Source organism: Ruegeria sp. CJ2 (assembly GCF_056536745.1).
On record NZ_JBQFQF010000007.1, the window covers coordinates 115759 to 140657 of the forward strand.

Consider the following 24899-nt stretch of genomic DNA (forward strand, 5'->3'; position numbering starts at 1 on the left):
GCTAGGACTTTGGCCGGTAAGAGGCAATGGCAGAGCCTTCACGACCCTGCCAGTGCCCGTGTTTTCGCTTACATGTTGGGATAGTTCGGTCCGTCACCGCCCTGTGGCGTGGTCCAGGTGATGTTCTGGCTGGGATCCTTGATATCGCAGGTCTTGCAGTGAACACAGTTCTGGAAGTTGATGACGAATCGCGGTCCGTTCTCATCCTCGACCATTTCGTAAACCCCGGCCGGGCAGTAGCGCTGCGCCGGTTCGTCGAATTTGGGCAGGTTGACATTGACCGGGATCGACGGGTCGGACAGCCGCAGGTGGCAAGGCTGACTTTCCTCGTGGTTGGTCATCGCAAACGAGACGTTGGTCAAGCGGTCGAACGACAGCACACCATCGGGCTTGGGATAGTCGATCGGCGTGTGCTTGCTGGCCTCTTCGGTCGCTTCGGCGTCGTTCTTGCCGTGACCCAGAGTTCCGAACAGCGAGAAGCCCAGCGTGTTGGTCCACATGTCCAGACCACCAAAGGCAAGCGACGCTGTCAGGCCCCATTTCGACCACATCGGTTTGACGTTGCGCACCTTCTTCAGATCGCTGCCGATGGCACCGTCGCGCACGTCGGTTTCGTATGCCGTCAGCTCATCACCCGCACGGTCGGCCTTGATCGCGTCGAACGCGGCCTCGGCTGCGGCTTTGCCCGACAGCATCGCGTTGTGGTTGCCCTTGATGCGCGGCACGTTGACCATGCCCGCCGAACAGCCCAGCAGGGCCACACCCGGCGCGACCAGTTTCGGCATCGACTGATAGCCGCCCTCGGTGATCGCACGCGCGCCATAGGCCACGCGCTTGCCGCCTTTCAGCAGCTCGGCCACCATCGGATGATGCTTGAAGCGCTGGAATTCCATGTAGGGATAGAGGTGCGGGTTTTTGTAGTTCAGGTGCACCACGAAGCCGACATAGACCTGATTGTTTTCCAGGTGATAGATGAACGACCCACCACCTGCGTTGCTGCCCAAGGGCCAGCCCATCGTGTGCGTGACCGAGCCTTCCTTGTGCTTGGCCGGGTCGATCTCCCAGATTTCTTTCATGCCGACACCGTATTTCTGCGGCTCTTTCCCGGCTTGCAGGTCGTACTTGGCGATCACTTCCTTGGACAGTGAGCCCCGGACACCTTCCGACAGGAAGACGTACTTGCCGTGCAGTTCCATCCCTGGCTCTGTGTTGGGTCCGTAAGAGCCATCGGCCTCCAGACCGAAGACACCGGCGACCACGCCTTTGACTTCGCCGTTCTCGCCATAGACCAGCTCGGAACAGGCCATGCCGGGGAAGATTTCCACGCCCAGTTCTTCGGCTTGTTCAGCCATCCAGCGGCAGACATTGCCCATCGAGACGATGTAATTGCCGTGGTTGTTCATCAGCGGCGGCAACGGCCAGTTGGGGATGCGGATCTGTCCCGCCTCGCCCAGCATGTAGAAATTGTCCTCTTCGACCGGGGTGTTCAGAGGCGCGCCCTTTTCCTTCCAGTCCGGGATCAGCGCGTCCAGACCACACGGGTCCAGAACAGCGCCGGACAGGATGTGCGCGCCCACTTCCGAGCCCTTTTCCAGAACCACAACATTCAGGTCCGCATCCAGCTGTTTCAAACGAATGGCCGCCGACAGGCCCGCAGGACCTGCACCCACGATCACCACATCGTATTCCATCGCTTCGCGTTCAATCTCGGCCATCGCGGGCTCCTTAGCTAACTTTCCGAATTGGCGCTTTCACTGCGTGGTCTGCGCAATTTTGTTTCACGGGTGATTACATGGTCACGAAGACCTTGGTCAATCAAAACACGGCGTAACATTGCTGCAATGCGGCAGTTATTCCTCAGGAGCGTCACCCATCAGGTACCTGGGACCGCTACCATAGGACTTGGCGCGATCGTCTGGGTTGTAAAGCGCACATTTCGGCAGGCTCAGGCAACCGCAACCGATACAGCCGTCCAGATTGTCGCGCAGTCGTGTCAGCGTCTCGATTCGCTGATCCAGATGGGTCCGCAACCCGACACTGATCCTCTGCCAATCCTTGGGGGTTGGGGTTCGGTTGCCCGGCAAACCCGACAACACCTCGCGAATTTCGGGCAGGGTCAGGCCGAACTGTTGTGCGATCATAACAAAACTTAACCGCCGGATATCGGCACGCTGATAGCGCCTTTGCCCGCCCGCATTGCGCCACGGTGTGATCAGCCCCTGCGCCTCATAGTAGCGAATGGCCGACACCGCCAATCCTGTGCGCCGGGCCAAAGCTCCAATTGCAAGCCCCTCAGAAATCGCCATTTTGCCCTCATTAATATCTTGACCTAAAGTTAGGTTTAGAAATTACGGTGAGTCGGGACAAGCCTCAAAATGAAAAGGAGATCCCATGATGGCGACGCTTGAACACACAAACTTCACGGTCCGCGACCCGCAGGCCTCGGCCAAATGGATGCAGAACGTCTTTGGCTGGAAAACCCGCTGGGAAGGACCGGCCATCGCAGGCGGCTATACGGTTCATGTGGGCGGCGCGCATACCTATCTGGCGCTATACGCACCTAACGAGCCGAAACCGGCGAATGAAAGCGGCCATCACATAATAGGGGCACTGAACCATGTCGGTGTTCTTGTCGAAGATATCGACGCCACCGAAGCCAAGGTCATCAAAGCCGGGTTCACGCCAAAGTCGCATGCGGATTACGAACCCGGCAAACGGTTCTACTTTGACGACGAAAACGGCATCGAATTCGAAGTCATTAGCTACGACTAGGCTGTAATCCGCAGGTTGGGCGGCTTCGCCCCCTTGCATTTCCCGCGCCATTTGGGTCAGGTATTCGACGACCCATCACTTCGCCCCGACGCTTGTCTCATGCGGCGGGGCGAAACAATTTTATGCGTGGACGAAAAGAACATGGAAAAAATTCCGATGACGCCCGCGGGCAATGCCGCGCTCGAGGCGGAACTGAAAAACCTCAAGTCGGTCGAGCGTCCGGCGATCATCGAGGCCATCGCCACGGCCCGCGAGCTGGGCGATCTGAAGGAAAACGCCGAATACCATTCGGCCCGTGAAAAGCAGGGTTTTATCGAAGGCCGCATCAAAGAGCTGGAGAGCATCCTGTCGCTGGCCGATGTGATCGACCCGGCCAAACTGTCGGGCGCGATCAAGTTCGGTGCAAAAGTCACACTGGTCGATGAAGACACGGATGAGGAAAAGACCTGGCAGATCGTGGGTGAGTATGAGGCCAATATTGAAAACGGCCTGCTCAACATCAAATCCCCCATCGCCCGCGCCCTGATCGGCAAGGATGAGGGTGACAGCGTCGAAGTCCGCACCCCCGGCGGTGTGCGCTCTTACGAGATTCTGAATATCGAATACGCCTGACCGGAGCGGTAACCATGTCCGAGCCCACGCCAGAGCAGGAAGCCGAGCGGCCGACCGCACTGGGCATTTATGACAAGCCCGCAACGCCGTCGGTGACCGAAATCGAGATTGCCGCGATCGCGCTCAGTGTGATCTGGCTGATCGTATCGGTCGTGTTTCTGGTCCTGCCCGGCAAGGTGGAAGGCGGCAGCTTTGTCGTCACTTTGCTGGCTGTCTTCATGCCTGTCGCGATGATCTGGGTTGCGGCCACGTCCATGCGTGCCAGCCGGGTCATGCGCGAGGAAAGCGCCCGGCTGCAAACCGCCATTGACGCGATCCGGCAGACCTATGTGGTGCAGCAACAGCGTGCCGCCAGCGGGTATGAACCCGCCGTTACCAAGAAACTGGATGAAATCGCTCAGACCGCGAAAAAGACCGAAAGCGCCCTGGCAACTTTTTCGACCCAACGCACCGAACCCGTGCGCAGTGCGATCAACAGCGAAACCGGGGATCAGACCTCGCTGGAACTGGGCACACAGGCCGAAGACATTGCGCCACGGCTCAGTACCGATGTCTTTATTCGCGCGCTGAATTTCCCCGAAACACAGGAAGACACCGAAGGCTTCGACGCCCTGCGACTGGCCCTGAAGGATCGGAAAGCGGCACAGTTGGTGCAGGCGTCTCAGGATGTTCTGACTCTGCTCAGTCAGGAAGGTATCTACATGGATGACCTGCGCCCTGACATGGCGCGGCCAGAGATATGGCGGCAGTTCGCCCAAGGGGGGCGCGGTCGCGCAATCGCGGCATTGGGTGGAATTCGCGATCGGTCGTCCCTTGCCCTGACTGCGGCGCGCATGAAGCAGGACCCGATTTTCCGGGACGCGGCACATCATTTCCTGCGTCGGTTCGATCACATGATTGTCGAGTTTGAACCGGATGCCAGCGATGCCGACCTGACCGCGCTTGGCGATACGCGAACCGCGCGAGCTTTCATGCTGTTGGGTCGCGTGGCTGGTACGTTCGACTAAAGCCCAAAACTGCCATAGGGAATAAATCGCACGATGTCGCCCGGCTGAATGTGGCGGGCGCCATCCTCGATCTCGACCAGACCCTCCGCCCAACTCAGCCCGCTGATCCGACCGGACCCTTCTGAAGCAAAGACCTCGACCCGGCCATCGCGGACGCGACCGCGCAGATATTCCCGCCGTCCGGGTTTCTTGCGCTTTTCAAACGCGGCAGGCAGGTCAAAGCCCTGCGGCGTCGACCAGCCCTCGCCCGCCAAAAGACCAAGCGCTGGGCGCGCAAAAATCAGCGTGCAAACCAATGCCGCCACGGGATTACCCGGCAGGCCAAAAACCGGGGTTTCATTCCACATCCCAAGCGCCAGAGGGCGGCCCGGCTTCAAGGCAATCCGCCACTCCTGCATCGCACCGGCCTGTTTCAACAAGGCAGATACGTGATCTTCGTCCCCCGCCGATGCCCCGCCACTTGTCAGGATCACATCCGATTGCGCGGCGGCAAGGTCCAACCGGTCTCGCAGGGCTGCACGGTTATCCGGGACACGCCCCAGATCGACCGTTTCAAATCCCATTTTCCCAATCATCGACAACAGCATCGGTCGGTTGGCATCATAAATCTGACCCGGCGCCGCAACGCCTCCAGGTTCAATCAATTCGTCTCCTGTCGACAGAACAGCAACGCGCAGCCTGCGGCGGACCGGCACCTCGGCACTCCCCGTCGCCGACAGAAGCGCGAGGTCTGCCGGGGTCAACTGTCGCCCGGCGTTCAGAACCGTATCACCCTCGGTCACGTCCTCTCCGGCGCGGCGCGCGTTTGCCCCTGTCTTGAGCGGGCCGTGAAAGGCGATATGGCCGTCCTGAACGGTCACATCTTCCTCAAGAACGACGGTGTCCACGCCCTTAGGCAAGGCGGCGCCCGTCAAAACGCGCAGGGCATGGCCCGAGGCCACCCGCCCGTCAAAGGGTATCCCTGCTGCGGCACGTCCATCTTGCAGCGGCATCACCTGCGGCCCGTCCGGGGCAGGACCGGAAAACCCATACCCATCCACGGCGGAATTCGGCTGCGGCGGGTTTGAACGCAGCGCCTGAATATCCTCGGCCAGAATGCGCCCCTCAGAGTCCGAGATCGGCACCACCTCGGGCCCGGTCACCGCAGTCAGCCTGTCTCGTAACAGGGCCAAGGCATCGTCCACAGGTGTCCAGTTCACTCCTGCAGGCAGTGCAAAACAATCGTTGCTCAGTGGTGGCGGTGCGATGTTCGGTTTGCTCATAACCCGACTTCCTGCAGTATAAAATCCGCGATGGCCTTTGTGTCGTTCAGGTCGAAAACGGGCACTTTCAGGTCCAGCGGCGTGTCGCTGGCCACGGCGCGGATCGTGTCATTGTCATGCGCCAACAAACTGTTCCCCGCTTCGGCCCTGAACGCTTCGACCTTGGGGTGAGTTTCGCGTTTGAAGCCTTCGATCAGGACCAGATCAACCGGATTCAGGCGGGTCAGAAGAGCTTGCAAGGACGGCTCCGGCGCACCGCGCAGTTCCTGCATGATGGCGATCCGCTGGCCCGAGGCCAGCAGAACCTCGCTGGCTCCGGCTTTGCGGTGACGATAACTGTCCGTGCCCTTCTGATCGACATCGACGCTGTGATGCGCGTGTTTGACAGTAGACACGGAAAATCCGCGCCCGCTGATTTCCGCGACCAGACGTTCCATCAGCCCGGTTTTACCTGCGTTCTTCCAGCCGGTGACGCCGTAGATCCTCATGCCTGCTCCAGCAGTTCTTCGGCCCGTGCCAGATCGTCGGGCGTGTTGACGTTGAAGAAAGGGTCAAACGGATCCACTGGAAACAACGCCTCGCGCCCCGCGTGCTGATCCGTCCACAGGACAACCTTGCGCAAGCCACCGTTCAGAGCCGCCCGCAAGTCGTGGCGCAGCGCCACGGGCCACAGTCCGAATGTCGGGTGTCGATTGACCTTTCTACCACCGCCGGACTTGAGGGCCTGATCGCTAACGCGCGGCGTGGTTGCAAGAACCAGCGGGTTGTCCTGCCCCTGCGCAGCCGCCGTCAGGCGCGCGACCAGATCGCGCGGAAAGAACGGCGTGTCCGCGGCTGCCGTGACGATACACTCGGCACCCCGGTCAGCCGCCCAGTCGAGCCCGGCCAGAACACCGGCAAGTGGGCCTGCAAAGCCTTCGATCGTGTCGGGAACAATGGGCAGCTCATACCCGTCAAACCGGGCTGGATCGTCATTGGCGTTCAGTGCCAGATCAGCCACCTGCGGGCGCAGGCGGTCAATTACATGATCCAGAAGTCTTTTGTCGCCGATTTTCAGCAGGCCTTTGTCCCCACCCCCCATCCGGGTGGCCAGACCGCCTGCGAGGATAACGCCGAGAGGTTTGTTCATTCCTGTACCTGATTGGGATCAGTCGCTTGCAACCTTGTAGAACGAACTCAATTCAATTGGAACGCGGTTGGATAGAGGTTGTGCAGAACAAATAGCCACATGATCAGCGTTCCCACCGACAAAAACGACGTTGCAGAAACGATATGCGCGGCCAGTTGCGGTTCCTGATCGTAGTGTTTGGCCAGCAGAAAGATGTTCTTGGCCGTCGGAACCGCCGCCGAAACCGTTGCGGCGATTGTCCAAAGCGGATCCAGACCAATCAGATGCGCCGCCAACAGCACCAGCCCGGGCGCAGCGATCAGCTTGACCAGCGTCAGAAACAGGATCAAAGGCCCCGTCTGAATAATCGTCCGCACGCTGGTCGTGAAGCCAATGGCAAACAGTGCAACCGCGGCCAAGGCTTGGCTCAGAAGTTCGAGGTAATCGGACACCGAATCCGAAAACCCGATCCCGGTGAAGGAATACGCGACCCCCAGCAGAGTCGCTGCGATGATTGGGTTCTTCAGCACATTCATGAGAATCTTGTAGAGTGGCGTCTTGGAACTGGCCTTGTGTCCAGCCGTGCTCTCCAGAACGGTCGTCATGACCAAAAGCAATAAGGCGACAACCAAATTCGCCAGCACAGCCGGTAGCGCGCCCTTGGCTCCGAAAATCGCGTGCAGAACAGGCAACGCGACCAAGGCCGTATTCGATGCAACCCCGGCAAAGGCCGCGACCGTGGCCGAGCCGGTCTCAAATCCCGTGAAACTTTTCAGGCCTGCAAAAAGCAGCACGAACAAAATCAGCAACGTCCCGCCATAAGACAGGTAGAACCCGTAATTCAGAAGGTTCTGAAACTCCTCCTGCCCGATCAGATAGAACATAATGGCCGGGATCAGGACATAAACCGCAAACTGCACAAGCGCGTCAGACGTGTCCTGGCCCAAAAGGTTGGTCCAGGAAAATACGTATCCGGTCAGGATGACCGCGAAAACCGGCGCGATAAGATTGATCAGTTCCATGTTGCCATCAGGCGGGAATTTACCTGCGCTCCTGTTTGTCCTACCCCATATTAGGGCATATCTGTCGGAATTCGCAGAATTATTTTGCAAAGGGTCTAATCTAGCCCAGTGCGCTTTTCCGTTTGTGCTTTTTCTCTTCAACCGGAACGGTTGCCGGGTCCACGTCCCGCACCAGCCGATCCTCACCCGCCAGACACACAAACCTCTGCCCCCGCATCCGGCCAATCAGCGTCAACCCAACCTCACGCGCGATCTCTACGCCCCAGGCCGTGAAACCCGAACGGGATGCCAAAACTGGAATACCCATCATCGCCGTCTTGATCACCATTTCCGAGGTCAGACGGCCAGTGGTGTACAGAATCTTGTCATCTGCCGTTTCGCCCTCGGACAGCATCCAACCGGCGATCTTGTCGACCGCGTTATGACGACCCACGTCCTCCATATAGACCAGCGGCCGGTTTTCCCGGCACAACACCGTGCCGTGGATCGCGCCCGCCTCAAGATAGAGCGAGGGCGTGCGATTGATCTTGGCGGCCAGATCATAAAGCCACGATGTGCGCACGGTGACCTGCGGCAAGCGCACGTCTTCGAGACCCTCCATCATATCTCCAAAGACGGTTCCAACAGCGCAGCCACTGGTTCGGGTCTTTTTCTTGAGCTTATCCTCATAAGACGTCTCGCGCGCCGTGCGGACAACGACGGTTTCCAGATCGTCATCATAATCGACACGGGTAATCTGGTCGTCGGACAGCAGCATGCCCTGATTGCGCAGAAAACCCAGCGCCAGATATTCGGGGTAATCGCCAATGGTCATGGCGGTCACGATTTCCTGTGAGTTCAGGAAAATCGTCAACGGACGTTCTTCAACAACTGAAATCTGGCTGGCCTCGCCATTCTGATCCACGCCTTCGACGGCACGGGTCAGGCGGGCCGCTTTCGGGTCGGGGGCGATGATGTAGTCTGACAGGTTCTCTTCCGTGGCCAATTGCAACCCTTTCCCAAGACCGCTACTGCTGCGATCAACACCATAGGATTTAGCCATGGCAGACACCACATCCAAGTCATACTTCTGGAAAGGGTTTCGCGACGGGACCCCGTTTATCTTTGTTGCGATCCCGTTCGGCACGCTGTTCGGCGTGTTTGCGACCGAAGCAGGCTTGAACATCGTCCAGACGATGGCGTTCACCTCCACCGTTTTTGCCGGGGCCGCCCAGTTTGCCGCCCTGCAACTGTTGAAGGACCAGACGCCCACTGCGATCATTCTGGTATCCGCCTTGGCGGTGAACCTGCGCATGGCGATGTACTCGGCCTCACTGACCCCGTATCTGGGTGCGGCCCCGATGTGGCAGCGCGCTTGCGCGGCCTATCTGACTGTTGACCAATCCTATGCCAGTTCGATCGTTCAGTTCGAGAAAGAGCCGAACATGACCGTCCCGCAACGGATGGCCTATTTCGTCGGCTCGGTCACGCCGATCACACCTCTTTGGATACTGGCAACCTATCTCGGCGCGGTTCTTGGCACGCGCATCCCGGAAAGCTGGGCGCTGGATTTCGCCCTGCCGATCACATTTCTGGCGATGATCGGCCCGATGATGCGCACCCTGCCCCATGTGGTGGCGGCACTTGTGGCGATCATCGTGTCCCTGCTGACGGTGGCGATTCCGTTTAATCTGGGCCTGCTGATCGCCGGGTGCGCTGGCATGATCGCGGGCGCGCAGGCCGAATTGATGGCCGAACGCAGAAAGGCCGCCGCATGATACAGCCTGATCCGGTCACGATCTGGACCATCATCATCGGGCTGGCCGTCGGCAGCTATGCCCTGCGCTTTGTCTTTATCGGCCTGGTCGGAGATCGTCCGATGCCGCCATGGTTGCTGCGCCATCTGCGCTATACGGCTGTGGCAATCATTCCTGCGCTGATCGCGCCGTTGGTCGTCTGGCCCACAGCGACAGGCGGTCAACCCGACGCACCGCGCATGGCGGCGGCGACTGTGGCCATAACTGTCGGACTATTCTCCAAGAACGTGATCGCGGCCATCTTCAGCGGGGCCGCAACGCTTTACGGGCTGCTCTACCTATTGGGCTGAGTCAGCCTCCAACTGGTTCAAACGCGCATTGTTGAAGGCGAGACCGGTTTGAAGATCGGCGTCGTCATTTTCCCGGTATTCAGCGGTTTGAACGCCCGGTAGCTGGGCAAACTGGTCCGACAGCTTGACGGGATAGAACGTGGTTTCGATCTGCTCGAACCCCGGCACCTGTTGCAACAACTGGGCGGTCGAATTGGCGCAGAACGCACCCGCCACCGGCCCCGACTGCTTGGCAAGCTGCAGGGCAATCTCGGCCTGCTGGGGGGTCACTTCGACGGTTTGGATGCGCGCATAATGTGTTTCGCGCGCGTGGCTACTGCGATAGGCGCGTTCCACGTTTGGGGTAATGCCGTACAGGACGTCGTCCTTGATCGGCACCACATCCGCCCGGAATGAACCGGCGGGGTCAAAGATCACCCTTTCGCTGCCGCTGATCATCAGCGACGTATGGGCACCCGAACCCGTCCGGGTGCTGATCATTGTATAAAGGGTCAGGGTCGACGGCCCCGGATCACGATAGGACCGCGCCGAAATCTCTGTCAGATCCGCCTGAGGGCGCTGAGACCCGGCACAGCCCGCAACTGTCGCTGCCAACAGGCAGGCAATCAAAATCCTGATCACGGCCAACCCCGTATTTCGGATTTAAGCGGCAAAGACCGCCAGGAAAAGGCAGAGGAAGGCGATGGCAACCACACACCATGTGGTGGCCTTGATGAACCCGTTGAAGGTTTTGGTTTGGACGGTGATGTCCATTTCGCCGTGCTTGTGTTCAGCCATGATTGTCAGAATCCCAATTCGCGTGTTTGAGATGTTGGATAATCGAAAATCCCGGGCCTGTCACCACGTCATTCGCGCGCAGGGGTCAGGGGTGGAAACACCGAACATCCCGGATAGCCAAACCCCCAGCGCCACGGAAGCCCGGAACAGGGACCTCCGCCAAATCGGACCGCTGCGTGCATTGCCTCGGCGGTCACGGAATGCGCCAGACGAATCTGTTCGGGCGTCATATCATAGCGCAGCGCGTAATCCTCGGCGTGGTCTTCTCCGTGCCGTTTGACACAGGCACGCAGGGCACCGTCGGCGGACACGCGTGCTTGGAAACTGTCCTCGGCCGTAAGCGCGCCACCGGCATTGTGATAGGCGCGGTCGTGGGTGACACAGCACCCCTCCCATGGCGGGTGGGCTTCGTAGAGCGCGCGGAACTTGGGAAACGTATCGGCAACGAAACGCCAGCTTGCCGACAGACCGCCCGAACAGCCGTCTGTTTCAAACGGCGTCAGCGCCTCCTCATCCAGTTGCGCGACCAAGGCGCGATGCGCGGGCATTTCGATGCTGCGCAGGACATCCTGCGACTGCGCAGGTGATGCGATCAGCCCTAGCGCAACAATCAGGTTACGGGCTGTCATCTCGCATCGCCTCTGTGTCCACCGACAGGCCAAACGCGTTGGCCAGCCACAGCACCAACCGCTCACCCGGTCCCATTTCGGCGCGCACGCGCAGAACTTCGTTTGCCATAGCGGGGCGGTCCGTGATCAGCCCGTCCACGCCCATCGACGCCATCGCAGACATCTGTAGTGGATCATTGACCGTCCAGACATAGATGTCCTTGCCTGCCGCCTGAACCGAACGTACCAGCCCCGGTGTTGCCATCGCAGCATTTACCGCGACAAAGTCCCCTTCGAGCCCTGACAGATCCCCAATTGCGGTGGCCGCGAGAACCCCGGCGCGCCAATCCGGGCGCAGTTTCTTCATCTTTTGCACGGCCGGATATTTCAGCGACATCGTGGCAATGTCGTCCTGCATCTCGAATTCCTCGACCAAGGCCGCCACGCGGTTTTCCAGATCAACGTCGTGGCCATAATATTTCAACTCGATGATGACCTTCGCCTTGCCCTTGGCCGCAGCCAATACATCGCGCAGCGTCGGGGTGCGCTCATCGGCATATTCGGGATCAAACCAACTGCCGATGTCGATCTCGGCAATTTCGTCCATCGTCACGTCCCAAACCTTGGTGGGGACGCTCGCAAGTTTCATGAAATCGCTATCATGGGCAACGATTACCACATCATCCGCAGTTTCCTGCACGTCGATCTCGACCCAGTCGGCGCCGTCTTCGATCGCTTTCAGAACCGCCGCCATCGTGTTTTCGGGTCGCAAGGCCGCGGCCCCGCGATGGCCTATGACCTCGGCCCGGTCTGGGGCCTGTACCTGCTCCAACAGATGCTGCCCAAACCACAGACCGATCAGCACCGCGACGACAGCACCGCCGACGGCGGTGAATAGCGGCACCCGCAGGCTGCCCGGCTCGGGATGTGGTTGCTCTTCCGTTTTGATTTCAAAGAACCTGTCCAGAACCACGGCCAAAGCGCCCAGCGCGGTCGCTGCCAAAACCAGCCCTGCCAGCGACCACACTCCGGCAATCACCAAGCTGTAGGTCAGCGCCACACGCAGGTTCGAGCTGTCCTGAAGCGGCATGATAGCGAACAGCAGCCCCGCAACCCATGCAATCAGTGTCGCAATCAGCAACCGCATTATCAGCCACACCGCAAGTTCGATCTTTAGCTGACCCCGTTTCCCCTCCATCCTTTCGGTGCTGAGGGCGAAGGTCTCAGCCGGGCGCACCTGCTCGAACAGAACCAAATGCAGCGACAAAGCCCATCCCGATAACCTGCGGATCAAAACCCAGGCCATGACCAACAAAACGGCCCCGATCAGAACCACGGCCACCCAGAAGGAGGGCGGTTTGAAGGTCAGGTAGTAGTTGATGTCATATTCCGTCAGCGTCCACCAAGCGATCAGGGCAGACACCGCCGCGAAGGGCAAAATCAACAGCAAAACCCTTAGAACAAACCGCACCGCAAAACCAAACAGCGCGGGAAGGCGCGACAAAATCAGACCGATGGCGGCACTTCCTGCGCGCCACGGGTCGGACTCCCCCATGCGCAGCGATCCCGCCATGACGGAAAACACGAACACTTCGGCCAGCAGGAACAGGCTCAGAACGGCGACAGCGACCAGGAACCCGGCCGGAGACAGCACGAAAGCCGCGATGTCCTGATCCGTCAGCGCCGTCTGGCTGGAGAGTGACACTGCAAGGTTCGCGGCAATCGCCAGCCCCGGCGTGATCAGCGCGATCAACAGCAGGCGCACCACGATATAGATCGGAACAAACACGCGGCGGCGGGCCCACGCGCCTTTGTAGGCATTTGTAACGGCTGAGAAACTTGTCACCTGACGTCCCCCTGAATGATCCCCTCATTCAAGGCCGCGCCGTCGCGAATTGCAAGTCAGGCGATCAGCTTTCTTCCAGATTAGCCGCCAGCCGGAACCCGATGCGATTTGCGGGTTTGTCTTCGACCGATTTTGGCAGGGCGCGCAGCATCACGTTCAATTGGCTCACATGCTGCACAAGCTGGGTTCGCGCGCCCGTCGCGTCCGAGCCGTAGAAGGTTATGACATCGGGGTCGAAAAATCCCATCCCCTCGATCCGCATGACGCCTGCGTCACCGCCGGTGAAACCCATCGCGATCTCGTGGTCGCTGTCCAATGTCTGTTCAAAGTTCTGGATGTACAGGATCAGACGTTCATAGGCCCATTGCGCCGGGCTTTTGGTTTCAACCGGTGCCTTCAGCGGGTCGGGCAGGTCTTTTGCACCGGATTTCGCGTTGGGGTTGGCATGCACCTCGTAACACCGGGGAAGGGCTGCGGATTCCGCTGCTTCGGCTGAGGTTTCGATCTTGTCCATGCCTTTACCCTTTGCGCTGAAACTCCCACGCCCCGTCCGCGCGGCGCGTCCGGGTGACAGCACCAATGTGGTAAAGATGGTTGAGATGTGCAACCGACTCGACCAAGGCCAGCCCGTACTCGCCCTCGCCAATCTTGCGTTTGAACAGCGGGACAAAACAATCGGCGGCGGTTTTGGGCGTATCCAGATAGTCTTGCAGGCGATCCAGCGCGCTGTGGTGATTTTCGATCAATTGCTTCATCCGCAACGGCAACCCGGTGAAGGGCAGCTTGTGCCCACCCAGCGCCAGTTGATCGGGCCGGGCCAGACCTTGCAGACGCTCGCACGCCTCTAGCCATTCAGCGACCGGGTCGGCCATCGGTTCGGTGACAAAGACGCCAAGGTTGGGGCTGATCGAACTGAGGATCTGGTCCCCGGTAATTACCAGATTGTCGTCGCGGCTCCAGAATGTGGCATGTTCGGGCGCGTGGCCATTGCCCATATGAACGACCCAGTCGCGACCACCCATGCGGATCACGCCATCCTGCTTGATCCGGGTAAAGCCCAGCGGCATCGGATAAACCGTGTCGCAATAGTTGAAGGGCCGTTCGGTCATGCGCTTGGCCAGAATTTCAGGCGCCATGCCTGCGCTGCGATAGTAATCCAGCGTTTCCTGAGGCCAGGTTTCTTGCACATCCAGCGTCAGCATTCGCGCAAACAGCCAGGCGGTGCGGGTCGTGATCAGTTCCACGCCGTATTCGGACTGGAACCACCCCGCATTGCCGATGTGGTCCGGGTGGTGATGGGTGACCACCACACGCTTGACCGGCTTGCCCGCCAAGGGACCGGCCATCAGACCTTCCCAGATGGCACGGGTCTTCTTCGATGAAAACCCCGTGTCGATCAACGTCCACCCGTCGCCGTCATCCAGCGCATAGACATTGACGTGATCCAGCGCCATGGGCAGAGGCAAGCGTATCCACAGCACGCCCTCGGCGACCTCAATCGCTTGGCCCTGGGCCGGAGGCTCGGGCCATGGATAGCGGATCGCCAGAGGGGTATCGCCGTCCATCAGGCTGCCAGCTCGTCAGCGCTCAGGGCATAGACATCGTCCGCCCCGTTCTGCGCCTGTGCCAGAAGACCGGCAAATTCTGGCAGCAGCGCATTGATGTAATAGCGCGCCAGCTTAAAGCGGGGGCCCTCCGGTTCCGCCAGAGCCGCCTTGAGGTGATAGTGACCACCCAGAACACGCGCGAAGGCGTGCAGATAGGGCACCGCACCGGCAAAACGCGTATTCATGTCGGTCTGCGACACAAGCCATTCGGTGGCTTCACGCAGGCTTTCGGTGGCTTCCCAGACAGGTCCGGCCAGTTCAGGCATGGTCGCGCGCGCTTTTTCAGCGTGATCTTCAATCTCGTCCAGAAGGCGTCCGGCCGCTTCGCCACCGTCCATCATCTTGCGTGCTACAAGGTCCATTGCCTGAATGCCGTTGGTGCCTTCATAGATCGCGGTTACACGGACATCGCGGTAAAACTGGGCAGCGCCGGTTTCTTCAATGAAACCCATGCCGCCATGCACCTGAACGCCGGTTTCCGAGACGCGCATTCCGGTTTCCGTGCCAAACGCCTTGCAGATCGGTGTCAGCAACGCGGCCCGTGCGCTCCATTCCGCGTCGCCAGTGGCATTGGCCATGTCGATTGCAGCGGCATTCGCCAGCATGATCGAGCGCGCGGCAAAGGTATCGGCACGCATCGCCATCAACATCCGGCGCACATCGGCGTGGTCGATAATGGTTCCGGACGGCGTTTTGCCCTGCTTACGCTCCAGCGCATATTGCACAGCATGCTGATAGGCACCTTCCGCCGCGCCGACACCCTGACCGCCGACGCCCAGACGCGCGTTGTTCATCATGGTGAACATCGCGGCCATACCGCCGTGTTCCTTGCCCACAAGCCAGCCCTTGGCACCGTCATACTGCATCACGCAGGTCGGCGAGCCGTGCAGACCCATCTTATGTTCCAGTGAGACCACTTTCAGGTCATTGGCCACACCGGGATTGCCATTCTCGTCCGGAATGTATTTGGGCACCAGGAACAGAGAAATGCCTTTCGTGCCCGGCACACCATCAGGCAGACGCGCCAGGACCAGATGGCAGATGTTTTCAGCAAAATCGTTGTCGCCCCAAGAGATATAGATCTTCTGGCCCGACACCGCATAGGTACCGTCGCCATTGGGTTCCGCCTTTGAGGTCAGCGCGCCAACGTCCGAACCGGCCTGCGGCTCGGTCAGGTTCATGGTGCCCGACCATTCGCCCGAGATCATCTTGGGCAGGTAGAGGTCTTTCAACGCGTCACTGGCGTGATGTTCCAGCGCCTCGATCTGGCCCTGTGTCATCAAAGGAGCCAGTTGCAGCGACAGGCAGGCTGCGCTCATCATCTCGTTGACAGCCGTGGTCAGCGTCATCGGCAGGCCCATTCCACCGTATTCGGGATCGGCGCTCATTCCGATCCAACCGCCTTCGGCAATCGCTTTCCAGCCTTCCGCGTAACCCGGCGAAGTGCGCAGCACGCCGTTTTCCAGACGCGCGGGTTCCAGATCGCCGGGGCGTTGAAGCGGCGCCATAATCTCTTCGCACATCTTCCCGGCCTCGGTCAGGATGGCGCTGACAACATCCTCGCTGGCTTCTGAGAATTTTTCGGTCGCAGCGATCTGGTCAAACCCGATCGCGTTACGGAGCAAAAATTCATAGTCGGCAATTGGCGCGCGGTACGGCATGTCTTCCCTCGGAGTTGTTTCGTTCGGTTTAATATGGCGGGGTTGGAATTTCCACCGCCGACCTATATGCATCTGGGTTTGAACGATTACGTAGCTTTACCAATGTTTCACGCAATCAAAACGCGGCGTCACCGCCAATGAGTCCTAACGGCACACGGGAATATACTGCGACCCCCAGCGGAATCGCGCAGGCTGCGGACCTGCTGCGGCAGGGCCTGCTGGTCGCCTTTCCGACCGAGACGGTTTACGGGCTGGGCGGGGATGCCCGCAATGGCGAGGCTGTCGCAGGCATTTACGCCGCCAAGGGTCGCCCCAGTTTCAATCCGCTGATCGCACATGTCGCCTCTGTCGAAGCCGCGCAACGGTTTGTCGAATGGTCTGATCTGGCAGACAAGCTTGCTCGGGCGTTCTGGCCCGGACCCCTGACACTGGTGCTGCCTTTGCGCGCGGGGCATGGCATCTCTTCGCTGGTGACCGCCGGGTTGGACACTTTGGCGGTGCGCGTTCCGGCGCATCCCACGGCACGCGCGCTGCTGGGCGCATTTGACGGGCCGGTCGCGGCACCTTCGGCCAATCCGTCTGGTCAGATCAGCCCGACCACGGCCGACCACGTGCGGGCCGGGCTGGACGGTCGCATTGCCGCCATTCTGGACGACGGGCCCTGCGGTGTCGGACTGGAATCCACCATCGTCGGATTGGCTGGCTCTCCTGCCCTGCTCCGCCCCGGCGGAGTGGCACTGGAACAAATCGAAGACGTTCTGAACACTCAACTGCATCTCCACCTGCCGGGGGACCCGCTATCCGCGCCGGGTCAACTGCAGTCGCACTATGCCCCGGACGCACCTGTGCGACTGAACGTAAGCGAGACACAGGGCGACGAAGTTCTGCTGGGGTTTGGACCGGTCGATTGCGATTTGAATTTATCACCGGATGGAAATCTGACGCAGGCAGCGGCCAATCTGTTTGCCGCACTGCACAGCCTGAACGACACGGGCCGGCCCATCGCTGTGTCACCAATCCCCGATCACGGGTTGGGGGTGGCCATCAATGATCGCCTCCGCCGCGCTGCTGCGCCGCGCGATAGCTGATCAGGCGCGCCCAGCACTGGCCGACAAAGTCAGGGGGTCCACACCCAGCGTTGCAAGCGCGGCCTCCCATTTTTCATCATCGGGAACGTCGAAAACCAGCCGCGACGACGCCTCGGCCGTCAGCCAACCGTTGCGCGCGATCTCATCCTCAAGCTGCCCCGGACCCCAGCCCGAATAGCCCAGCGCCAGCGTGGAATTCAAAGGCCCCTTCCCCGAAGCCAGATCCTCAAGCACGTCCAACGTGGCGGTCATGCTGAAATCATCCGAAATTTTCATCGAATGCAGGTTGGCGTCGTAATCCGAACTGTGCAGCACAAATCCGCGGGACATCTCGACCGGGCCGCCGAAATGGACCAGACGTTCGCCCACGATCGGGACCTCACAGGCGATATTGAGCTGTTCAAGCAGGGCTTTGATCCGCAGGTCCGACGGTTTGTTCACAATCAGCCCCATGGCCCCATCTTCCCCATGGCTGCACATATAGACCACCGAATGATCAAAGCGCGGATCCCCCATGCCGGGCATGGCAATCAACAGTTTTCCGGTCAGGTCCATAAGATGACATCTCTTGCTGAGTACCCTTCAACAATGACCTTGGGGGGGTTGGATTGGCAAGGGATCAACGCAGATTTCCGCAGATTTCGTTCTGGTGACCGGAACGTGACTTGGATTCTGGCCCAACTCCGCGCATGTATTGGATATGAAAGTAAACCGGTCATTACCTGCGGTCGCATTGACCCTGAGCCTCATGACATCCGGGCCAGCATTGGCTCAGGTCACGGGGTCGGTGGTCGAACTGGACGTGCTGGATGGGGGGCGCACCGCGCAGGGCACCTATCTGGGGGCCATGCGTGTGACCTTGCAGGAGGGGTGGAAAACCTACTGGCGCGCGCCCGGAGATGCCGGAATCCCGCCTCAATTCAACTGGAGCGGCTCGGACAATGTGGGTGACATATCCTTTACCTGGCCTGCGCCCTCGGTTTTCGATCAGAACGGTCTGAAGTCCATCGGGTATCAGGATCAACTGGTTCTTCCCGTTGAAATCACCCCGAAGAATGCTGCTAAACCGGTCCGCTTGCGCGGAACAATGGATTTAGGCGTCTGCAAGGATGTGTGTATCCCCGAGCAGTTGAACTTTGATCACACGCTGAATGCCGATGCAGGCCGCAATCCCGCGATCGCCGCCGCGCTTGCACAGCGCCCGTTTTCCGCGAAAGAGGCGCGCGTGGCGCACACCAGTTGCCGCCTGACACCCACATCGGACGGAATGCAGATCGAGGCCCGCGTCACCATGCCCTCGGCCGGAGGACGTGAGATCGCCGTGATCGAACCCGGCAACCCGATGCTATGGGCCTCGCCCCCGGAAACGGAACGCCAGGGTGACACGCTGGTTGCCACGTCCGAGGTGCTCAGCGAGTCCGGCGGTCCCTTTGCGCTGGACCGGTCCGAGATTCGGATTACCGTTTTGGGCGCAAGCCACGCGGTTGATATTCAGGGGTGCAGCGCAGGCTGACAGGCATGACGCAAGCTCCTAAAATCGGCGCATTGGCCGTCGTCATCCATAACGAACAGGTTCTCTTGGTCCAGCGCAGCAAACAGCCCGATGCTGGACTTTGGGGTTTTCCCGGCGGCCATGTGGAATGGGGCGAAACTGTTTTGCAGGCCGCGCAACGGGAATTGCGCGAAGAAACCTCGGTCATTGCCGAGCCTTTGCGATATCTGGACAATCTGGACCTTCTTCGCCGGGACGCGCAGGGCGCGGTGCTGTCGCATTACCTGCTGGTTGGCGTCGCCTGCGCATACCGATCTGGAACCCCTATGGCCGCAGATGACGCGCTGGATGCGCGCTGGTTTCCTTTGGACCAAATCCGGCGCGGCGATCTGGCCATGAGCGACCGGGTGTCTGATTTGCTGGAAACCGCGCTAAACCGCGTTTAGGTCGGTCGACCTTTCAGACGCACATAGAGCAGGCTGGACAATGTGACGGAAAGCAGAAGGATCAGCATCGCCCCGGCAAAGAAAGCGCCAAGCCCCATCTGCAATACGGCGAGCCCATCCTCACCGGCATAAAGTCCCGACAGCGGTCCAAACGGTGCGCCCGTCGCGGCAGGCAGAACCATTGTCACACCGAGCCACAGCAACATGAACAGCCCCGTCACGGTCAGCGCACCGCGCACGACACGATCCGGCGCGCGTAGTCCCCGGCGCATGGCGGTCATCGGGCGGGACAGATCATTCAGAATGGCCAGCAGCGCAGGCACCAGCAGCAGAACCAGCAACATGCCAAAGGCCAACCCGTAGACCAGAGTAATGACCGTCGGCTTGAGGAATTGCGCCTGTTGCGACCCTTCATACAAAAGCGGCGTAAGCCCCAGAACGGTGGTCAACGTCGTCAGCATCACCGGCCGCAAACGGTCTGCCGTTCCTTCAATGATCGAAGGCACAAGCCCACGTTCTTGCCGATAGGCGTCAATGGTCGTCACCAGAACAATCGAGTCGTTGATGATGATCCCTGTCATTCCCAACAACCCCACTACGGTGAACATGCTCAGCGGCACGTCCCAGACATAGTGCCCCCAGATCGTTCCGACCAAGCCAAACGGTATGATCGCCATAACGACCAAAGGCCGTGTCCAGCTGGCGAAGACCCAAGCCAAAACCAGGTAAATCCCGGTCAGGCACAGGATCAGGCCGGTCCGCGCCTCGGACAGGAATTCATCCTCCTGTTCGCTCAGGCCTGCCATCGTCCATTCGATCTGACGTTCCGAGGCGATGCCGGGCAGAATTTCTTCCTGCATCGCGCGGGCGATTTCTGCGGCTTGGGCAGGGTCATCCTCGGAAATATCACCATAGACCGAAACCACCCGCAGGCCGTTCTCGCGCCGCACCGTCGAGAACCCGGATTTCCGTTGAACAGACACGATATCGGCCAAGGGGACATAAACGCCGTCCGGGGTGCGCATCAGCGTTCGTTCAAGGAAATCGGCGGTCAGTTCCCCCTCGGGAAGTTCCACGCGAATTTCGGCGCTTCGGGGGCCGTCGGGGAAGGTCGCGGCCTCAATCCCGTTCAACCGGTCACGCAGAACCCGTCCCAGCGTTTCGATCCGGAAACCCAGCGCCTGCCCCTGCGCCGTGAGGTCCAGAATGAACTCTTCCTTGTCATAGGCCAGATTATCCTCAAGGGCCGAAACTTCGGGGTATTTCGAAAGTTCGGACTGAAGATCCTCGGACGCGGATTTGAGCGTATTTACGTCCGCGCCATAAAGCTGAACGTCAATTGCATCGCCGCCGGGACCGGACCGCCAACCCCGGAAGCTGAGGATTTCCACCTTGGGATGGCGCGGAACAAAGTCCTGTAGTTCGCCCACAAATTCAAAGCTGGAATAGGGGCGCAGATCGGCGTCGATCAATTCTATGGAAATCCCGCCCAACAGGTCCGAGTCCTTGCCATCCGCCGCCGACAACCCGCGCCCTGCCGTGCCGCCCACTTCGCCCAGCACATATTCGATGGGGTTGCGTCCGTGGCGTTCTTCGTAAATTTCGCCCAGTTCCTCGGCTGCGCGCTGGATCTGCTGCATCATGGCCAGCGTATCTGCGCGGGTCGCGCCCTCGACCATAATGAAATTGCCGGTGATCGAGCCGCGCTCGGGCGCGTTGAAGAACCGCCAGTTCACATCGCCGCGAATAAAAAGCGCGATCTGGCTAGCCAGAAATACGATCATGACCGCAACGACGACATACCGCGCCCAGATTGCCCAGGCGATCAAGGGTCGGAACAAAGTGTCCCGAACCCAGCGGAACCCACGATTGACCACCCGGTTGGGCAAATCATACCAATGCTCTTTGGCCGAATGCGCGATTGCATGGGCCATGTGATTGGGCAGGATCAGAAAACACTCGATCAGCGAGGCGATCAGAACAGCAATGACAGTAAAGGGGATGTCGCGGATCAATTCTCCGAACCGCCCGCCTATGGCAGTCAGCCCGAAAAAGGCGATCACCGTCGTCAGGGTTGCGGCAAAGACCGGCATTGCCATACGCCGCGCTGCGCGCTCGGCCGCGATCATCGGGGCCTCGCCCAGCCTTCGCGCCCGGAAATCCGCGTGTTCACCAACAACGATCGCATCGTCGACAACGATGCCCAGCGTAATGATCAGCCCGAACAACGAGACCATGTTGATCGAAAGCCCGCCGATATACATGAAGGCGATGGCCGCTGACATGGCCACCGGAATACCCGCCGCGACCCAAAAGGCGATGCGCGCGTTCAGAAACAGGAACAGCAGGCAGACGACCAGCCCCAGCCCGACAAGCCCGTTGTCGATCAGAATATCCAGACGGTTGGTAATCGCCTGCGCCCGTGTGCGGATCAACTCAACCGTCACGCCTTCGGGCAGGCTGGCCTGCATCTCGGCGACCACATCTTCGACGGTATGCTGAATCTCAATGGCATCCCCGAGGTTCGAGCGGTCGACCCGCACAGACATGGCCGGGTTTTCGCCCACGTAATAGCTTCGGTTCCGGTTGACGCCCTCCACCCGGATCAGGGCGACATCGCCAATCAGAAGTTTTGAGCCGTCCTCGAAATTGCGCAGCGGAATGCCTTCGATTTCCTCAGGTGTCCGCTTTTCGGTGCCGGTTCGAATACGCGCATTGGCCCCACTCACGTCGCCTGCTGGATTGGCCGTGACTTCGGCGGCGATGGCCGAGGCGATTTCGGACAGGGTAATATCATTAGCAATAAGCTGCGCGGTTGGAACTTCGACCACGATGCGAGGCGCTGCAAGGCCACGGATCGTCGTCCTTGTCACACCCACTGCGAACAGGCGGTTGATCAATTCGTCCGTGAATTTCGCCAGATTGTCAGGCGCGACCGGACCTGTGACCACCACGTCGGTGACACGGTCCCGCCACGCGCCGCGGCGTATGGTCGGCTCATCCGCATCTTCCGGCAGGTTGGTCACGCCGTCGACGGCAGTCCTGACATCCTCGACCGCGCGAGACATGTCCCAGTTGGGCTCGAACTCCATCCGGATATTGGCGCGCCCCTCGCGCGAGGTGGTTTCGGTGCTGGCCACCCCCTCGACCGCCAACAGCGCAGGTTCGAGAAGTTGAACGATGCCATTATCCACGTCTTCGGGACCGGCACCGTCCCACGCGACGTTCACATCGACGCGCTCAAGGATGACATCGGGAAAAAACTGCGCGCGCATGTTCGGGATGGCCGCTGCGCCCAGAACAAGCATGACAAGCAACAAAAGATTGGCGACCGTCCTGTGCCGGGTAAAGTAGCTGAGAACGCCGCCTGCCGCACCGGGGATGTCGCGCATCATCGGGCCTTACCCCCCTGCCCGGTTTTCCAGACGCCGCACAAGCGACGCTGGCACTTTCGCCTCACGCAACTGTCCCAGAACGCGGTCTTTCACCGCATCCGGCATTTTTTTGCTGGCCTCGACCTGCGCCATGAACCGTGTACGTTGCTCTTCGGTCAGTTCGACCATGTCGGCCAACGCGCCCGCATTGGCCTCAACCCGCAGGGGACGCACCCGGACACCCGCCCCCAGCAGAGGCGTTCTGCCGACCACTACCTCGCGGCCTTCCAGCCCCTCACCGCGTAGCAGGACTTCATCTCCCTGACGGCGAATAAGCTGCACAGGCAGCGCCTCAAGCCGATCCCCATCGCCCAGAACCAAAACCGTGCCGACCGCATCCAGAACGGACGAGGGCAGGCGCACGACGTTGTCCAACGGTTGTTCCTCGACAGTCACCGTCACGAAATCTCCGGGCTTGAATCCGGATGCATCGTCCAGACGGGCATAGATCAATCGTCCGGTCTGCCCTTCACCCGCCGAACCGCTGTCGCGGCTGATGCGCCCTTGCGCCATCAGGTCGGTGCCCGTCACCTCAAGCGATACAGTAACCGGCGCGTTGATCAATGCGCCCTGCGCATCCAGCAGACGCACATATTGCGCAGTCGAGACGCGGAACGCGACCTCCAGCGCATTCGGGTCGACCAGTTCGGCCAGCTTTTCATTGGCGGACACCAAGCGGCCTTCAACCAGCGTCACATCCGTCAGCGTACCGCCAAACCGCGCCTTTACTGTCATGTCATCCAGATCGCGCTCGGCGGCCTCCAGCGCGATACGCGCACGCGCCAGCAGGGTGGTCGCCTGATCCACGCGCGATTCCGCCTGCGCCAGTGCAATCCGCCGCGCCAGAACCGACTGCTGGGCAGAGGCCTCGGCCAGTTCAGCCTCTTCCACGGCGGCCGGGGTTCCGACGCCCCGGCTTTGCAGGTCTTTCTGGCGCTGCAAGGCACGACCGCGCAGACCGGCCTGCGCTTCGGCCGAATTCAATTCATCCTGCGCCAGCAGCAAAGACCGTTCGGCATCACGCTCCTCGAACTGGGCATCCAGAAGATCGGATTTGGCACGATCCAGTGCAGATTGCGCATCGGCGGGGTCAAGTTCGACCAACACTTCGCCTTGAGTCACCACGCCGCCATCCTCGAAATCTTCGGACAGGGACATCACCCGCCCCCCCAAGGCGGCGCGAAGTTCCAGCCGTCTGCGACTTTGCACTTCGCCGAAGGCTTCCAGGTAAGGGGTGACGGTCGTAAGCTCGGCAGGCTGGACGGACACGGCAAACACACGTTCGCGCGCCTGCGGAGCTTCATCGTCGCGCGTCAGCACATCCTGAACAGCGCCCGAGATCATTTGAACAGCCAAAAACAGCAGGGCCAGCGTCAGAAACGCCAGAAAAACACCGACAAGGCTCTGCCGTAGAAATCGCATTCACTTTAACCCCGGTTGCATCAGGCTGCCATGTGCAAAAGGTAGCTGGGCTGTCGAAATTGCCAAGCTACAAAGCACGTTAAACGCTTAAACGTGTGAACAGTTTACTTCCGTCGCAGATGTTCGTCCAATCTGGGCATTATTTCCACGAAATTGCAGGGCCGGTGCCGGTAATCGAACTGTTTTTCCAAAATCCCATCCCACGCATCCTTGCACGCGCCGGGGCTGCCGGGCAGCGCAAACAGATAGGTTCCTCCGGCTACGCCACCCGTTGCGCGGGACTGCACCGCTGAAGTGCCGATTTTCTCCATCGACACAATGGTGAAAACGGTACCAAACGCGTCGATCTCTTTTTCATAGACGTCGCGATGCGCCTCGACCGTTACATCGCGCCCGGTCAGCCCGGTGCCGCCGGTCGAAATCACGACGTCGATTTCCGGGTCCGCGATCCAACTCTGTAATTGCGCAGTAATCTCGGCACGCTCATCCCGGATGATCTTGCGATCCGCGACTGTATGGCCAGCCCGTTCGATTCTGTCGACAAGCGTCTGGCCCGAGCGATCTTCCTCCAGCGCGCGCGTATCCGATACGGTCAAAACGGCGATCCGAACGGGGATGAAATCCAAGGTTTCGTCAATGCGCGACATTC

26 protein-coding genes are annotated in these 24899 nt (G+C 60.0%); 8 read left to right on the top strand and 18 right to left on the bottom strand.

What is annotated here, in order from left to right:
• Positions 1-68 precede the first annotated feature (68 nt).
• A complete protein-coding gene (locus ACR0MS_RS12055; RefSeq protein WP_480572915.1) occupies positions 69-1715 on the bottom strand; it encodes an electron transfer flavoprotein-ubiquinone oxidoreductase in 1647 nt (548 codons plus the stop codon).
• Positions 1716-1850: 135 nt separating this feature from the next.
• Entirely contained in the window at positions 1851-2306 is a 456-nt protein-coding gene (gene soxR / locus ACR0MS_RS12060; RefSeq protein ID WP_480572912.1) for a redox-sensitive transcriptional activator SoxR, read from the bottom strand.
• 85 nt (positions 2307-2391) lie between these two features.
• Here soxR and ACR0MS_RS12065 point away from each other — a divergent pair, with 85 nt between their 5' ends.
• From ACR0MS_RS12065 to ACR0MS_RS12075, 3 genes are all read left to right on the top strand, one after another.
• Positions 2392-2772, top strand: a complete 381-nt coding sequence (locus ACR0MS_RS12065) for a VOC family protein (RefSeq protein ID WP_480572909.1) — start codon at positions 2392-2394, stop codon at positions 2770-2772.
• Positions 2773-2913: 141 nt separating this feature from the next.
• Entirely contained in the window at positions 2914-3384 is a 471-nt protein-coding gene (gene greA / locus ACR0MS_RS12070; protein ID WP_171122645.1) for a transcription elongation factor GreA, read from the top strand.
• A 14-nt stretch (positions 3385-3398) separates the two neighbouring features.
• Positions 3399-4391 carry a hypothetical protein gene (locus tag ACR0MS_RS12075; protein ID WP_480572906.1) on the top strand — a complete coding sequence of 331 codons (993 nt, stop codon included), beginning with the start codon at positions 3399-3401 and terminating at the stop codon, positions 4389-4391.
• On the opposite strand, the gene ACR0MS_RS12080 is transcribed toward ACR0MS_RS12075, so the two are convergent.
• From ACR0MS_RS12080 to ACR0MS_RS12100, 5 genes are all read right to left on the bottom strand, one after another.
• Positions 4388-5653, bottom strand: a complete 1266-nt coding sequence (locus ACR0MS_RS12080; protein WP_480572904.1) for a molybdopterin-binding protein — start codon at positions 5651-5653, stop codon at positions 4388-4390. The two genes, ACR0MS_RS12075 and ACR0MS_RS12080, sit on opposite strands and share 4 nt — an antisense overlap.
• Entirely contained in the window at positions 5650-6141 is a 492-nt protein-coding gene (mobB, locus tag ACR0MS_RS12085; RefSeq protein WP_480572901.1) for a molybdopterin-guanine dinucleotide biosynthesis protein B, read from the bottom strand. Before mobB ends, ACR0MS_RS12080 begins: the two co-directional genes overlap by 4 nt.
• The gene (gene mobA / locus ACR0MS_RS12090) at positions 6138-6782 is read right to left on the bottom strand and encodes a molybdenum cofactor guanylyltransferase MobA (RefSeq protein WP_480572898.1); all 645 of its coding nucleotides are present in this window, start codon (positions 6780-6782) and stop codon (positions 6138-6140) included. The genes mobB and mobA overlap by 4 nt, the downstream gene beginning before the upstream one ends.
• 47 nt (positions 6783-6829) lie before the next feature.
• On the bottom strand, positions 6830-7783 hold the full coding sequence (locus tag ACR0MS_RS12095) for an AEC family transporter (RefSeq protein WP_480572895.1): 954 nt from the start codon (positions 7781-7783) through the stop codon (positions 6830-6832).
• 100 nt (positions 7784-7883) lie between these two features.
• Positions 7884-8825, bottom strand: a complete 942-nt coding sequence (locus ACR0MS_RS12100; RefSeq protein ID WP_480572892.1) for a formate dehydrogenase accessory sulfurtransferase FdhD — start codon at positions 8823-8825, stop codon at positions 7884-7886.
• Here ACR0MS_RS12100 and ACR0MS_RS12105 point away from each other — a divergent pair.
• Both ACR0MS_RS12105 and ACR0MS_RS12110 read left to right on the top strand, forming a co-directional pair.
• Positions 8824-9540, top strand: coding sequence for an AzlC family ABC transporter permease (locus ACR0MS_RS12105; protein ID WP_480572889.1), 717 nt, complete (start codon positions 8824-8826; stop codon positions 9538-9540). The two genes, ACR0MS_RS12100 and ACR0MS_RS12105, sit on opposite strands and share 2 nt — an antisense overlap.
• Positions 9537-9869 (top strand): AzlD domain-containing protein, encoded by a 333-nt coding sequence (locus tag ACR0MS_RS12110; RefSeq protein WP_480572886.1) that lies wholly within the window; start codon positions 9537-9539, stop codon positions 9867-9869. Before ACR0MS_RS12105 ends, ACR0MS_RS12110 begins: the two co-directional genes overlap by 4 nt.
• On the opposite strand, the gene ACR0MS_RS12115 is transcribed toward ACR0MS_RS12110, so the two are convergent.
• The 7 genes from ACR0MS_RS12115 to ACR0MS_RS12145 all read right to left on the bottom strand — a co-directional run bounded on the left by ACR0MS_RS12115 (position 9858) and on the right by ACR0MS_RS12145 (position 16368).
• A complete protein-coding gene (locus ACR0MS_RS12115) occupies positions 9858-10490 on the bottom strand; it encodes a hypothetical protein (protein WP_480572883.1) in 633 nt (210 codons plus the stop codon). The two genes, ACR0MS_RS12110 and ACR0MS_RS12115, sit on opposite strands and share 12 nt — an antisense overlap.
• Before the next feature lie 21 nt (positions 10491-10511).
• Positions 10512-10646, bottom strand: a complete 135-nt coding sequence (locus ACR0MS_RS12120) for an aa3-type cytochrome c oxidase subunit IV (protein ID WP_171122663.1) — start codon at positions 10644-10646, stop codon at positions 10512-10514.
• 68 nt (positions 10647-10714) lie between these two features.
• Positions 10715-11275, bottom strand: a complete 561-nt coding sequence (locus ACR0MS_RS12125; RefSeq protein WP_480572880.1) for a hypothetical protein — start codon at positions 11273-11275, stop codon at positions 10715-10717.
• The gene (locus ACR0MS_RS12130) at positions 11262-13100 is read right to left on the bottom strand and encodes a glycerophosphodiester phosphodiesterase family protein (protein ID WP_480572877.1); all 1839 of its coding nucleotides are present in this window, start codon (positions 13098-13100) and stop codon (positions 11262-11264) included. The genes ACR0MS_RS12125 and ACR0MS_RS12130 overlap by 14 nt, the downstream gene beginning before the upstream one ends.
• A gap of 64 nt (positions 13101-13164) precedes the next feature.
• A complete protein-coding gene (locus ACR0MS_RS12135; protein ID WP_480572874.1) occupies positions 13165-13614 on the bottom strand; it encodes a DUF6173 family protein in 450 nt (149 codons plus the stop codon).
• Positions 13615-13618: 4 nt separating this feature from the next.
• The gene (locus tag ACR0MS_RS12140; protein ID WP_480572871.1) at positions 13619-14665 is read right to left on the bottom strand and encodes an MBL fold metallo-hydrolase; all 1047 of its coding nucleotides are present in this window, start codon (positions 14663-14665) and stop codon (positions 13619-13621) included.
• On the bottom strand, positions 14665-16368 hold the full coding sequence (locus ACR0MS_RS12145; RefSeq protein WP_480572868.1) for an acyl-CoA dehydrogenase: 1704 nt from the start codon (positions 16366-16368) through the stop codon (positions 14665-14667). Before ACR0MS_RS12145 ends, ACR0MS_RS12140 begins: the two co-directional genes overlap by 1 nt.
• A 137-nt stretch (positions 16369-16505) precedes the next feature.
• Here ACR0MS_RS12145 and ACR0MS_RS12150 point away from each other — a divergent pair, with 137 nt between their 5' ends.
• Positions 16506-17456 (top strand): L-threonylcarbamoyladenylate synthase, encoded by a 951-nt coding sequence (locus tag ACR0MS_RS12150; protein ID WP_480572865.1) that lies wholly within the window; start codon positions 16506-16508, stop codon positions 17454-17456.
• Here the strand turns inward: ACR0MS_RS12150 and ACR0MS_RS12155 are convergent, their stop codons facing one another.
• The gene (locus ACR0MS_RS12155) at positions 17457-18011 is read right to left on the bottom strand and encodes a YqgE/AlgH family protein (RefSeq protein ID WP_480572862.1); all 555 of its coding nucleotides are present in this window, start codon (positions 18009-18011) and stop codon (positions 17457-17459) included.
• A gap of 145 nt (positions 18012-18156) precedes the next feature.
• On the opposite strand from ACR0MS_RS12155, the gene ACR0MS_RS12160 reads away from it, so the two are divergent.
• Both ACR0MS_RS12160 and ACR0MS_RS12165 read left to right on the top strand, forming a co-directional pair.
• Positions 18157-18969, top strand: a complete 813-nt coding sequence (locus tag ACR0MS_RS12160) for a protein-disulfide reductase DsbD domain-containing protein (RefSeq protein ID WP_480572859.1) — start codon at positions 18157-18159, stop codon at positions 18967-18969.
• A 5-nt stretch (positions 18970-18974) separates the two neighbouring features.
• Positions 18975-19394: an NUDIX hydrolase gene (locus ACR0MS_RS12165; RefSeq protein ID WP_480572856.1), complete on the top strand. Its 420-nt coding sequence runs from the start codon at positions 18975-18977 to the stop codon at positions 19392-19394.
• Here the strand turns inward: ACR0MS_RS12165 and ACR0MS_RS12170 are convergent.
• The 3 genes from ACR0MS_RS12170 to moaB form a co-directional block, all read right to left on the bottom strand.
• Positions 19391-22789: an efflux RND transporter permease subunit gene (locus tag ACR0MS_RS12170; protein ID WP_480572853.1), complete on the bottom strand. Its 3399-nt coding sequence runs from the start codon at positions 22787-22789 to the stop codon at positions 19391-19393. The genes ACR0MS_RS12165 and ACR0MS_RS12170 overlap by 4 nt on opposite strands.
• 6 nt (positions 22790-22795) lie before the next feature.
• Entirely contained in the window at positions 22796-24250 is a 1455-nt protein-coding gene (locus ACR0MS_RS12175; protein ID WP_480572850.1) for an efflux RND transporter periplasmic adaptor subunit, read from the bottom strand.
• A 104-nt stretch (positions 24251-24354) separates the two neighbouring features.
• Positions 24355-24897, bottom strand: a complete 543-nt coding sequence (gene moaB, locus ACR0MS_RS12180; protein ID WP_480572847.1) for a molybdenum cofactor biosynthesis protein B — start codon at positions 24895-24897, stop codon at positions 24355-24357.
• Positions 24898-24899: the final 2 nt, after the last annotated feature.